Origin of the sequence: Bradyrhizobium sp. NBAIM03 (genome assembly GCF_020194055.1) — a bacterium.
GTDB classification, from domain to species: Bacteria; Pseudomonadota; Alphaproteobacteria; order Rhizobiales; family Xanthobacteraceae; genus Bradyrhizobium; species Bradyrhizobium yuanmingense.
In genome coordinates this window covers 1-13,170 of the sequence record NZ_JADYVS010000032.1, presented here as the reverse complement: position 1 = coordinate 13,170, position 13,170 = coordinate 1, and the positions used below count along the sequence as shown (strand labels likewise).

Sequence of the window (13,170 nt, the reverse complement as noted above, 5' to 3'; positions counted from 1 at the left end):
CGCTCCGACGTGTAACTTCGGCCGGCAGAAGCCCGTATCTCAGGGCGTGGACTTCCCGCGCACGGAGAATGACATGCTTGACCGCCGCATCCTGCTCACGACTGTCGCCGGCCTGTTCGGCCTTTCCGCCTTGCGCTGGCTGAGAGGAACACCTGCCGAGGCCGGCGAGAAGGCCGCGCAAAAGTTCGAGATCACGAAGACGGAAGCCGAATGGCGCGCCCAGCTCACACCGCAGCAATATGAGATCCTGCGCAATCACGGCACCGAGCGGCCCGGCTCCAGCCCGCTGCTGAAGGAGAAGCGCAAGGGCATCTTCGCCTGCGCCGGCTGCGACCTGCCGCTGTTTACGTCGGAGACCAAGTTCGAGAGCGGCACGGGCTGGCCGAGCTTCTATGCGCCGATCGAAGGCAATGTCGGCAAGACCGAGGACCGCAGCTACGGCATGGTCCGCACCGAGGTGCATTGCCGGCGCTGCGGCGGCCATCTCGGCCATGTCTTCGACGACGGCCCGAAGCCAACCGGATTGCGCTATTGCATCGACGGTTTCGGCTTGGTCTTCCACCCCGCGGCGGCGTCGGCGACGTAGGTTTCGCGGGAGTCATTCCGGTCCTGCGGACCGCTCCGGAACGACAGATGCCCCGGCAATTGTTGCCGGTCCCGGCAAATGTGCCCCGGTCGTCAGACCGGGGCTTTTTCCTTAAGTCATTGATTTCCTGAAGATACTCGCATTGGCATAGGCCTTGCGACGTCTCTTTCCGATTGCGGCCATGGTCGACCGGCCGCCGAGATCGGATTTGGAGACAAAGTTATGGGTATCTTCGATGCAATGAACACCTCGGTGGGTGGCCTGCAGGCGCAGTCCTTCGCGCTGCAGAACATTTCCGGCAACATCGCGAACTCATCCACCACCGGTTATAAGGGCATCGGCACCAGCTTCGTCGACCTCATTCCGGACTCCTCGGTCCCGAGCAAGCAGGTGGCAGGCGGCGTGCAGGCCAACGCCAAGGCCACCATCACGACGCAGGGCACGATCTCGTCCTCCAGCGTCGCCACCAACATGGCGATCACCGGCGACGGCTTCTTCTCGATCCAGAAGGCGAGCGGCGTCGTTGACAACGTGCCTGTCTTCACCGGGGTGACCTACTATACGCGGCGCGGCGACTTCCAGCTCAATGCCAACGGCAACCTGGTCAACGGCGCCGGCTATTATTTGATGGGCGTCACCGTCGACCCGAAGACCGGCAACCCGACCGGCAGCGTGGCGAACGTCCTGCAATTCCAGAACAACTTCATTCCGGCGCAGGCGACGACCTCGATCCAGTACGCGGCGAACCTGCCGACCCAGCCGAACACGGTGGCGAAAACCACGGCCTCGACCGGCACATTGCTCGCGGCCGGCGGTCTCAACCCGTCCGATTTCGCCGCCAACCCGCTGCCGGTCGGCACGCCGCCGGCGCCCTATGCCAACGCGACGGTCTCGGGCGCGGCCGCAACCGGCAACATCCGCTCGGCCTATTCTTCGACGACGGCCACGGGCACAGTTGCGCTCCAGAACAATTCCTCGGCGGTGGCTTCGACGACCACGTCCCTCGACAATACCGCCGGCACGCATCTCGCCTCCAGCATTCTGACCGCGTTGAGCGGCCAGACGTTGACCATCAACGGCAACACCATCACCTTCAACGGCGGCACCACGGTCTCGACCGTCGGCAGCAACACCACGATCGGTCTCGGTGCGGGCACGACGGCGACGGTGGCCGACATCCTGAACGCGATCCAGACGGCCGGCGGTGCCGGCGTCACCGCTTCGCTCTCGGTCAGCGGCAATATCCAGATCGCGACCGGCACCGGCACCGACGTCGCGATCGGCAGCGGCACGGCCGCCACCGCGCTCGGCATCAGCAGTGTGACGCGCGGCGGCAACGTGCTGTCCTCGCCTGCAATCTCCGGCGCGACGGTGCTGAGCGGCTCGGCCACCGCCGGCGGTGCCCAGGTGCTCACGTCGGGCTTTTCCCCCGGCGACACCATCACCGTCAACGGTCAGACACTGACCTTCATGGCCTCGGGCGCCTCGGGTGCGAACCAGATCAACGTCACCGACAACGTCACGACCCTGCTCGGCAAGATCGATGCGCTCTCCGGCGCCTCGGGATCGTCGGTCAGCAGCGGCGGCGTGATCACGCTGAACACCGGCACCGTCTCCAACCTGACGGTCTCCAGCTCCAACAGTGCGGCCTTCTCCGCGCTCGGCTTCACCTCGACCATCACCAGGAATCGCGAGGGTGGCGGCACGGCCGGCACCGGCGGCGTGATCGGCAACGACATCGCCACCTTCACCAAGGAATCGATCAGCGGCGGCGCGGTGACCGCCTACAACGCCGCCGGTACGCCGGTGAACCTGCAATTGCGCTGGGCCAAGACCGACAGTGCCTCGCTGGGCGCGGGTCATTCCGACAGCTGGAACCTGTTCTACCAGACCGACCCGAACGCGACCGGCACGACGGTCGGATGGGTCAATACCGGCCAGACCTTCACCTTTGCCGCCGACGGCTCGCTGACCTCGCCGAGCGGCTCGGGCATCACCATCAACAATGTCACCGTCAGCGGCCAGTCGCTCGGCTCCGTCGCCTTCAACATCTCCTCCGGAGGGCTGACGCAATATGCCAGCACCAGCGGCGCGGTGACGATCAACACCATCACCCAGAACGGCTACGCCGCCGGTCAGCTCCGATCGGTCGCCGTCAACAACAACGGCGTGGTGGTCGGCACCTTCTCCAACGGCCAGAACCTCAACCTCGCGCAGGTGCAGCTGTCGCATTTCAACGGCACCAATTATCTGAAGGCGATGGACGGCGGCGCCTATGCCGCGACCGAACAATCGGGTGACGCCATCGACGGCGCTTCGGGCACCATCAGCGGCTCGTCGCTGGAGGGATCCAACACCGACATCGCCGACGAATTCACCAAGCTGATCGTGACCCAGCAGGCCTATTCGGCCAACACCAAGGTGATCACGACGGCAAACTCGATGGTGCAGGATCTCCTCAACGTGTTGCGCTGATCGGCGCGTGACGTAACAAAGGCGGGCCAGTGATATGGGTTTGAGTTCAGCCCTCGCCAGCGCGATGAGCGGTCTGCGTGCCAACCAGGCCGCGCTCTCGATCGTCTCCTCGAACGTCGCCAATGCGCAGACGCCGGGTTACGTCGTCCAGACGCCGAACCAGATCGAGGTCACCACCGGCGAGTTCGGCGCGACGGCGATGACGACCGGCGTCAGCCGCCTGCTCGACACCTATGTGCAGAACCAGCTACGGACCGAGACCGGCGGCGGCGGCTACGCCGACCAGATGGCCAACATCCTGAAGCAGCTTCAGAATGTCTACGGCACGCCCGGCAATTCCGGCACGCTCGAAAGCGCGCTGAACAAATTCACCACGGCGCTGCAGGCGCTGTCGACCAGCTCGGGTGCGTCGTCGGCGCAGACCGTCGCGCTCGGCGCGGCCCAGGCGCTCGCGACGCAGCTCAACGTCACCACCAAGGGCATCCAGTCGCTGCGCTCCAACGTCGAACAGGATCTCAGCAATTCGGCGCAGGCCGCCAATGCGGCCATGAAGCAGATCGCCGACATCAACACCAGGCTCCAGGGCCTATCGGCCAACGATCCCTCGGCCGCAACGCTGATGGACCAGCGCGACCAAGCCATCAACACGCTGTCGAAATATGTCGACGTCCGCGTCACCACCGACAATTCGAACCAGGCCAACATCTACACCACGACTGGCATCCAGCTGGTCGGCGCCGGGCTCGCCTCGGAATTCTCCTTTGCCTCCGCCGGCGCGCTGTCGGCAACGTCGCTCTACAACATCGACCCTGCCAAGTCCGGCGTCGGCGCGTTCAACATCAAGCTCCCGAACGGCTCGCAAGTCGACGTCGTCGCCAACAACGTGGTGTCGTCCGGCCAGATCGCGGCCGACCTGAAGCTGCGCGACGACATTTTGGTGCAAGCGCAGAACCAGATCGACCAGCTCGCCGCCACGATGGCGAGCGCGCTGTCCGATAAGACCACGACGGGCAGCACGGTCACCGGCCCGCCGGCCGGCTTCGATCTCGAGCTCGCCGGTGCGCTGCCGGGCAACACGGTCAACATCACCTATACGGACACGGCGACCAACACGCAGCGCCAGATCACGCTCGTCAACGTGACCGACCCCGCTGCGCTGCCGCTCCAGAACGCGACCAACGCCAACCCGATGCGGATCGGCGTCGACTTCGCCGGCGGCATGAGCGCGATCGCTTCTGCGCTGAACACCGCGCTGTCGGGCACGCATCTGTCGTTCTCCGCCGCCCCGTCGCCGGCGACCGCCACGACGCTGCGGGTGACCGACGACAACACCGGGCTTGCCAAGGTCGGTTCGGCCTCGACCACCAAGACGATCTCGTCGCTGACCTCGGGCAATCCGCAGCTGCCGCTGTTCACCGACGGCGGGCAGGCGCTCTACACCGGCGCAATCACGGCGTCGGGCTCGCAGATGACCGGTCTTGCCGGGCGCATCGCCGTGAACACGCAGCTCGTGACCGATCCGACCCGGATGTCGGTCTACAGTACCTCGCCGGTGACGCCCGCCGGCGACACCACGCGTTCGGACTATCTCTACTCGCAGCTCACCAGTGCAGTGTTTTCCTATTCGCCGCAGAGCGGCCTCGGCTCGGCGAGCCAGCCCTTCACCGGCAGCGTCTCGAACTTTCTCCAGCAGTTCCTGAGCGTGCAGGCCAACGCCGCGACCCAGGCCACCCAGCTCCAGCAAGGCCAGAGCGTCGTGGTCTCGACGCTCCAGGCCAAGTTCGACTCGACCTCCAAGGTCAACCTGGACTCGGAGATGTCGAACCTGATCCAGCTTCAGAATGCCTATGCCGCCAACGCCCATGTCATGTCGGTGGTGCAGACCATGATGAACACGTTGATCCAGGCTCAATTGTAAACAGTAACAGGGCTCCGAAAGATGGCGATCAGCAGCATCAACTACTCCTCGTCGATCCTCGGCGCGCAGATCCGCAACATCAATCAGCAGCTCACCGATCTCTCGACGCAGCTCTCGACCGGCAAGCTGTCGCAGAACTATGCCGGCATGGGGACGAACGAGGGCTTTGCGATCGCCGGGCGCGCGCAGCTCTCCAATATCGCCGGCTATACCGACACGATCACCAACGTCAACGTCAGCATCAACCTCGCCAACACCGCGCTGCAATCGCTGACCAAGATCCGCAGCACGGTGCAGACCGGCTCGGCCTCTACCGCGCAGGACCTCAACGTCAACGGCCAGACGATTGCCCAGAACACCGCCGCCGCCCAGTTCGGCTCGATGGTCGGTGTCCTCAACACGCAGACCGGCAGCCGCTATCTGTTCTCCGGAACGGCAGTCAATACCCAGTCGGTCGCCGATGCCGGCGACATCATTAACGGCACCACGACACAGGCCGGCTTCAAGACCGTCATGGCCGAGCGCCAGGCCGCGGACCTAGGGACCAGCGGCATGGGCCGCCTGGTGCAGACGCAGCCGACGGCAAGCTCCGTGCAGGTGTCGGAGGACGTCGCCGGATCGCCGTTCGGCCTCAAGATCAAGGCGGTGTCCTCGACGCTGACAGGCGCGACCGTCACCGGCCCGAGCGGCTCGCCGGTGTCGTTCTCGGTCGATCTCAACGGCGTCAATCCGAACAACGGCGACAAGCTCAGCATTCAGTTCACCCTGCCGGACGGCACGACCGAGCAGATCGACCTGACGGCGTCCTCGGCAACGCCGACGCCGCTCGGCAGCTTCGCGATCGATGCGAGCACGCCCGTCAACCCGAACAATACTGCTGCGAATCTCAACACGGCGCTGAACACCGCGATTCAGAAGCTCGCCAACACCTCGCTGGTGGCGGCATCGGCGATCGTTGCGGGCGACAACTTCTTCAACACCGGGAGCTCTGCGATCGGCACCCCCGTCAACAACCAGACGGCGCCGGCGGCCCCGGTCACCGGCGCGACGGCGCTATCGGGCGCGAGCCCCTCGGACTCGATCTCGCCGGGCTTCGTCGCAGGCGATACCATCACCGTCAACGGGACCACGCTGACCTTCGTGGCCTCGGGCGCGACCGGCAACCAGCTCAATGTCACCGACAGCATCCAGACCCTGCTGAGCAAGGTCGACGCGATCACCGGGACCTCGAAGCCTTCGACGGTCCATGGCGGCTCGATCACGATCAACACCGACGATGCGGCGAGCCTCAACATCACGACGTCGAACACCGGCGCGCTGAGCGCGCTCGGGTTCAGCTCGACGCCGGTGACCGCCACGCAGCCGCCGCTGCGCGTCGGCTCCTCGCCTGCGAGCTCGGCGACCACGCTGGTGAACGGCTCGGCCAATACGGTGAAATGGTATTTGGGCAATGACGGGCCCGGCTCGGCGCGCTCGACCGCGATGGCGCGGGTCGACGATGCCGTGACGGTGCAGTACGGCGCCCAGGCGAATGAGGATGCGATCCGCCGGCAATTGCAGGCGATCGCGGTGTTCGGCACCTTCTCGACCTCGCCGACCGGGCAATATTCGGGCGGGCAGGTCTCGGCGCTCAGCCTGCGGGTGACCCAGGCGCTGACCCAGCAGCCCGGACAGCAGCGCATCGAGGACATCCAGACCGACATCGCGATGGCCCAGAACACGATGAAGGACGCGAGCACGCGCCAGACCCAGGCCAAGGCGCAGCTCCAGACCATCATTGACCAGGCGGAATCGGCTTCGCCCGACCAGGTCGCGAGCGAGATCCTGGCGTTGCAGAACGCCCTGCAGGCGTCCTACCAGGTGACCTCGAACCTGGCGCAGCTCTCGCTCGTCAAGTTCCTGTAAGGAGGCGTTAACACGCCGTTAACCATGCCTGTTTACCTCTTGGTGAGGATTGCAAGCGGGGGCGGAGCGGTCGATGTCGGACAAGTTGCAGCTGGTGGTGGCGACGCCTTGCTTCGGCGGGCAGGTGTCGAGCATCTATGCGAGCTCGATCTTCGCGCTGCAGCGGGCCGTGCACGGCATGTCCAATCTCGAGCTCAAGGTGCTCTTGCGCGACGGCGACGCGCTGATCACCCGTGCGCGGGCCAACCTGGCCGCGATGTTCCTGGACGATCCGAAGGCGACGCATTTCCTGTTCATCGATGCCGATATCGGCTTCAAGCCGGAGCAGGTGTTCCGCCTGATCGAATGCGGCGCGGACGTCGTCGCCGGCTGCTATCCGATCAAGCGGGTCAACTGGGACAAGGCCGCGCGGGCGATCCAGTCGGGTCGGGCCGACGTGCCGGCCGCCTCGCTCGACTACGTGCTCGAGATCGAGGATCCCGACCGCATCGTGGTGGTCAACGGATTCACCCGCGTGCGCTATGCCGGCACCGGCTTCCTGATGATCCGGCGTCACGTGCTGGAGGCGATGTGCCGCCACCCCGACTACGCGAACCTCCAGTTCTTCCGCGAGCATTCCCATGATGCGCTGGCGGCGAGCCGGAACCGGTTCGCGCTGTTCGAATGCATGATCGATCCGGCGACCGGCACCTATCTGTCCGAGGACTTCGCCTTCTGCAAGCGCTGGACCGATATCGGCGGCGAGATCTGGGCCGACATCCAGAGCCCGCTCGACCACGTCGGGCCGTCGGTGTTCCATGGCGACATCGCCTCGCAATTCGCAGCTGCGCCTGCGGCGGCCGATGCCGCGGCGTGAGCCTTTCGGGATGAGCGGCGGCCCATCCCCTCGGCCCGAGATGCAACGCGCCGCCGACGGCGGCTCGCGTTATCGCCTGCGCGACCTCTTCACGCCGCTCGACACGCTGCTCGTTTCCGGCGGAGATCCGCGCCTGGCGCTCGATCCCACCGGCCGCGCCAACGCCTATGGCTGCCCGGCTTCGCCGGAGCCGGAGGTGTGGAATTTCGCCTCCTCGACCGCGTCGACGATCTCGCAGGCGGCCTATGACCGCGCCGCGCTGGCGCGTGAAGAGCTGATGCACAAATGCCTGCTCGACGAGGTCGAGCTCGCTTTCGATGCACGCTGCGAGGACATGCGCCACGAGCTGCGCGGTCATCTCCAGCTCTCGCCGCGCGTCGACGTGGTGTTCTCGCCGTCCGGCACGGACTCCCAGCTCCACGCTCTGTTCCTGGCGCGCACGATGCTCGGCGCGCGGCCGGTGACGATCGTGGTCGGCGCCGACCAGACCGGCAGCGGCACGGCCCATACCGCGCGTGGACATCATTTCAGCACCCTAACGGCGAGCGGCTTTGCGGTTCGCAAGGACGGCGCGGTCGCGGGGCTCGCCGGCGCCGGCATCTCGCTGCCGTTGCGCGCGCCGGGGGCCGGGATCGCGATGCGCACGGATGCCGATGAAGCGGTGCTGCATGCGGTCGAGGCCACGATCGCACAAGGCGCGCCCGTGCTGCTCCAGATCATGGATTCCTCGAAGCTCGGATGGCGTGCGCCGAGCGCGGCCTGCCTCGACGAGATCGCGCGGCGCTGGCCGCGCAAGGTCCAGATCGTCGTCGACGCCTGCCAGGCCCGGCTCGGTCGCCGGCGGCTGCGCTCCTATCTCGACCGCGGCTATATGGTGCTGATCACCGGCTCCAAATTCTTCGGCGGACCTGCCTTCAGCGGTGCACTGCTGGTGCCGAAAGGCCTGTCGCGGTCGCTCGATCGCGTCGAGGGGATCGCATCTGGAATCCTTGATTACGCCGAACGCTGCGATTGGCCGATGGCCTGGACGGTGCTGCGTTCGCGCTTCGAGCGCCGTCCGAATTTCGGTCAATGGCTGCGCTGGGAGGCGGCGCTGACCGAGATCGGCAGCTACTATGGCGTGCCCGGGGCCTTCCGCGCCGGGATGCTCGCCGAACTCGCTGCCGGCATCGACAGCATGATCGCATTGTCGCCGTCGTTGCGCGCTGTTTCGGCCGCGACCCACGCGGCCGGCATTGACGACGAGGAATTCGTGCAGCCGACCATCTTTCCGTTCACGCTGCTGCGCGACGGCAAGCCGGGTTCTGTTGCCGAGACCGCTTCTGTTCATCGCGCGTTGGCGCGTGATGTCAGCCAAGAGATCAACGGCAGCACGGAGGACCGTCAGGTCGCCGCGCAGCGCTGCCTGATTGGCCAGTCGGTGCGGCTGGAGTGGCAGGACGAGACGCCGCAGGCCGTGCTGCGCCTCTGCGTCGGCGCGCGGCTCGTGACTGAGGCCTGGTCGCCGGACAGGGCGGAGGCGCAGCGCAACGTGCAGCACCTTCTCGACCAGATCGCCCACGTCCTGGTGAAGATCGAGCTGCTGCTCGCCGGTGGCGCAGCGGCCGTGCCGGTAAAGTCCGCGTTCGAGGTGTGAGATGCAGCATCCGGTTTCCCCGCCGATCGGCCTGACCGCGGCGAACTATGCCGACCGCATCGGCTTTGCGCAGCTGACGCGCAGGGCCTTCGAAGGCGTCGATCTGCATCCGTTGCGCGATCAGCTCGTCGCGCGCATCGCGGCGGGGACCGCGCTGGCGGGCGAGGGGCTGGACCTGTCGTTGATCACCCAGCTGCTGGGTGACAAGGATCGGGGGCTTGCGATCCAGTCCGAGGTGCTGGCCTTCCATCAATTGTTCCGAACGCCCAGCGCAGCTCCGAAGTCGGGCCTGCGCCTGCTCGCGCTTGCAGCCGACATCGACATGGGCGGCAACACGCCGATCGATTTCCTGCTCGAGGGCTCCGATGTCGAGCTGTTGACTCTCTATGTGATCAAGGGCGTCGGTTTGCCCGAGACTTTGCCGGAGCACGACGTGGCCATCGTGGTCGCGTCCGATTCCGAGGAATGCCGTGAGGCGCTTGCGCTGATCGAAGGGGCCGCGCCGCACTGGCCGCGGCCGCTGCTCAATCGACCCGATCGCATCGGCAATCTCGATCGCGACAAGCTGTATCGGCTGCTAACGGACGTGCCCGGCCTCGACATTCCCGCGACCATCCATGCAACGCGCGCGCAATTGTCGGACCTCGCGCAGGCGCGGATCGCATGCGAGGACATCGCAGGCGAATTGCACTTTCCGATGATCGCACGGCCGCGCGGTTCGCATGCCGGCGTCGGGCTCGCGAAGCTCGACGATGCGGCGGCTCTGGCGGCCTATCTCGCCGAACGGAAAGAGCAGGACTTCTTCGTCGCACGCTTCGTCGATTATGTGAGCCCCGATGGGCTCTACCGCAAGTATCGCCTCGCCATGGTCGACGGCAAACCGTACGCGTGCCACATGGCGATCGCCGACCGTTGGGACATCTGGTATCTCAACGCCTACATGGCCTTCAGCGAAGAGAAGCGGGCCGAGGAAGCCGTCTTCATGCGCGACTTCGATCATGCTTTCGGCGAGCGCCACAGAAACGCGATCGAGGAGATGAGCCGGCGCGTCGGCCTCGATTATTTCATCGTCGATTGCGCCGAGAACGCGAACGGCGAGCTTCTTGTGTTCGAGGCCGACAACACCGCCGTCGTGCACAACATGGATTCGCCGGTCGTGTTTCCGTACAAGCCGCCGCAGATGCGCAAGATCTTTTCCGCGTTCACGGCGATGCTGTTGCGGCATGCGAAGACGGGCGCGGAGAGCGCAGCATGAACGAGATCATCCGCAATACGCAAAGCTCCGTCGCGAATACCCCGCTAGATCCGCAGGACTGGAGTGAGTTTCGCGCGCTGGCCCACCGCATGCTGGACGAGACGATCGACGGCATTGCCAACGTTCGGGCGCGCCCCGTCTGGCGGCCGATTCCCGATGACGCGCGCGCGGCCTTCAGGGCGGACGTGCCGCGCGAGGCGAGCGACCTCGCGGAGGTCTATCGCGAATTCTCCGAGCATGTTGCGCCCTATGCGACCGGCAACGTCCATCCCGGCTTCATGGGCTGGGTGCATGGCGGCGGCACCGCCGTCGGCATGCTCGCAGAGATGCTCGCCGCCGGCCTCAACGCCAATCTCGGCGGACGCGACCACATGCCGATCGAGGTGGAGCGCCAGATCGTCGACTGGATGCGCCGCCTGTTCCTCTTTCCCGAGAGCGCAAGCGGCATCTTCGTCACGGGCACGTCGATGGCCAATCTGATGGCCGTGCTGGTGGCACGCACCACCGCGCTCGGCACGCTGGCGCGGCAGCACGGCATCGGCAATGACGGTGCGCTGCTCACGGCCTATACGTCGCAGGCAGCGCATGGCTGCATCTCGAGGGCGATGGACATTGCCGGGCTCGGCACCGATGCGCTGCGCAAGATCGCAGTCGATGCCGATCATCGTATCGACGTTGCCGCATTGCGCGAGCAGATCGCGGTCGATCGCGAGGTCGGCTTCAAGCCTTTCCTGGTGGTCGCATCCGCCGGCACGGTCGATATCGGGGCGATCGACGACCTCAGGGCGATCGCTGCGTTGTGCCGCGAGGAAGGAATCTGGTTTCACGTCGACGGCGCTTTCGGTGCGCTCGCAATCCTGTCGCCGGAGCTTGCGCCGCTGCTCGGCGGCATCGAGCTTGCGGATTCAATCGCACTCGACTTCCACAAATGGGGGCAGGTGCCGTATGACGCTGGCTTCCTGCTGGTGCGCGACGGCGAGCAGCATCGGCAGGCCTTCGCGCAGCCGGCGGCCTATCTGAGCCGCGAGGCGAGGGGACTTGCGGCGGGCGCGGTCTGGCCCTGCGATCTCGGCCCCGATCTGTCGCGCGGCTTTCGTGCGCTGAAGACGTGGTTCACGCTGAAGACGTTCGGCACCGACCGGCTGGGCCGGGCAATCGCACGAAGCTGCGCGCTCGCCAAATATCTGGAGGCGCGTGTGCTGGCCGAACCGCGGCTGGAATTGCTGGCACCGGTCAATCTCAACATCGTCTGCTTCCGCTATCGCAGCGGCGATGCGGTCAATCGCGAGATCGTCGCCGACGTCCAGGAGTCCGGTATCGCCGCGCCATCGAGCACGACGCTGGACGGAAAGTTCGCGATCCGCGCCGCGATCGTCAATCACCGCACCGAGGAGGCGGACATCGATGCGCTGGTCGCAGCCGTGCTGCAGTTCGGTGGACAGCGGAGCGGCGGAGTAATCGAAGTCGACGCGCCACCGCTAGTAGCGCAATAACTTGACGAACGTCTGAAACGACAACGGCCCCGGAGGCGATCCGGGGCCGTTGTCGTTGCTGCGAACGCTGTATCAGGCGGCGGTGCTGACGTCGTCCTTGTTGGCTGCCGCCTTGGGATGAGTGGCCTCGAACTGGTTGCGCAGCTTCTCTTCATAGGCGATCAGCTTGCGGGCTTCCTTCAGCGCCCGATAGAGGTCGCCGTTCAGGATGTTGTTGTTGATGCCTTCGATGATCGGCCAGGAGCTCGGCACCGCGGTGACGATGTCCCGCACCAGGTTGAAATAGGTGCCGTGCTGGGTCTGCGGATCCGGGGAGATGTACATGAGCTGGACCGCCAGATAGACGAGCTTGGCGGGTGTGTCGGCGGTCTCCGGCGTGAGGATGTCGCGCTCGCGCAGGATCGGCACGTTCTCGCCATCGATCAGGAGGCGGGCCCGCTGGTCCGTGTTGGTGATCACGGAATTGCCGACGATGATGCGTTCGTGCGGTTTGAGCTCGACCTTGAGGGCCATTCCTGTTCTCCATCAACGCTTTCGTAACCGAGCGTTCGTTGCGGCCTATCAGGACCTGATTCTCGCTCGCAACTAGTTAACGAGCTGTAAATTTGAGCCATCCCCGCCAAAAAGCTCAATGCTTTCAAGGACAGGATTGGCGCGGTGGTGCTGCTAGGCGCGTCGCTTCCGAGGCCGAATCACGTGTGACCGGGCAAAAGCGCGGGTTTCATTTCATGTTTCGTTAGAGGTCTCGGCGGCACGGTCCGCCGTCGCTGGGTCCATCGCGATCCAAGCAGACGTGTAACAGTAGCGTCGTTTACCAGAAAGGTAACAGAGTCATGTCAGGCATCGTCCTCTCCGCATCGGTTCGTCAGAACCTGCTCTCCCTCCAGTCCACCGCTGATCTTCTCGCCACCACGCAGAACCGTCTGTCGACCGGCAAGAGCGTCAACTCGGCCCTGGACAATCCCACCAACTTCTTCACGGCCCAGTCGCTCGACAACCGCGCCAGCGACATCAACAACCTGCTCGACGGCATCGCCAACGGCGTG

The 13,170-nt window shown here is 65.4% G+C and carries 9 protein-coding genes and 1 pseudogene; 9 read left to right on the top strand and 1 reads right to left on the bottom strand.

Annotated features, from left to right (window positions below; all coding sequences use genetic code 11):
• The first annotated feature begins 73 nt into the window (after positions 1 to 73).
• From msrB to I6F21_RS32470, 8 genes are all read left to right on the top strand, one after another.
• Entirely contained in the window at positions 74 to 586 is a 513-nt protein-coding gene (gene msrB / locus I6F21_RS32505; protein ID WP_036015643.1) for a peptide-methionine (R)-S-oxide reductase MsrB, read from the top strand.
• A gap of 222 nt (positions 587 to 808) precedes the next feature.
• Positions 809 to 3,061, top strand: coding sequence for a flagellar hook-basal body complex protein (locus I6F21_RS32500; RefSeq protein WP_225129429.1), 2,253 nt, complete (start codon positions 809 to 811; stop codon positions 3,059 to 3,061).
• Between the two features lie 34 nt (positions 3,062 to 3,095).
• The gene (gene flgK / locus I6F21_RS32495; protein ID WP_225184029.1) at positions 3,096 to 4,979 is read left to right on the top strand and encodes a flagellar hook-associated protein FlgK; all 1,884 of its coding nucleotides are present in this window, start codon (positions 3,096 to 3,098) and stop codon (positions 4,977 to 4,979) included.
• Positions 4,980 to 5,000: 21 nt separating this feature from the next.
• Positions 5,001 to 6,884, top strand: coding sequence for a flagellar protein (locus tag I6F21_RS32490; protein WP_225184028.1), 1,884 nt, complete (start codon positions 5,001 to 5,003; stop codon positions 6,882 to 6,884).
• A 73-nt stretch (positions 6,885 to 6,957) separates the two neighbouring features.
• Complete coding sequence (locus I6F21_RS32485) at positions 6,958 to 7,740, top strand: hypothetical protein (RefSeq protein ID WP_057028786.1); 783 nt, start codon at positions 6,958 to 6,960, stop codon at positions 7,738 to 7,740.
• A 10-nt stretch (positions 7,741 to 7,750) separates the two neighbouring features.
• A complete protein-coding gene (locus I6F21_RS32480) occupies positions 7,751 to 9,376 on the top strand; it encodes a hypothetical protein (protein ID WP_225184027.1) in 1,626 nt (541 codons plus the stop codon).
• A gap of 1 nt (position 9,377) precedes the next feature.
• Positions 9,378 to 10,631: a hypothetical protein gene (locus I6F21_RS32475; RefSeq protein ID WP_225150676.1), complete on the top strand. Its 1,254-nt coding sequence runs from the start codon at positions 9,378 to 9,380 to the stop codon at positions 10,629 to 10,631.
• Complete coding sequence (locus tag I6F21_RS32470; protein ID WP_225184026.1) at positions 10,628 to 12,124, top strand: aspartate aminotransferase family protein; 1,497 nt, start codon at positions 10,628 to 10,630, stop codon at positions 12,122 to 12,124. The genes I6F21_RS32475 and I6F21_RS32470 overlap by 4 nt, the downstream gene beginning before the upstream one ends.
• Before the next feature lie 72 nt (positions 12,125 to 12,196).
• On the opposite strand, the gene flbT is transcribed toward I6F21_RS32470, so the two are convergent.
• A complete protein-coding gene (flbT, locus tag I6F21_RS32465) occupies positions 12,197 to 12,637 on the bottom strand; it encodes a flagellar biosynthesis repressor FlbT (RefSeq protein WP_036046266.1) in 441 nt (146 codons plus the stop codon).
• A gap of 320 nt (positions 12,638 to 12,957) precedes the next feature.
• Between flbT and I6F21_RS32460 the strand changes: the two are divergent.
• A pseudogene (locus tag I6F21_RS32460) lies at positions 12,958 to 13,170 on the top strand (flagellar protein); the annotation flags it as partial.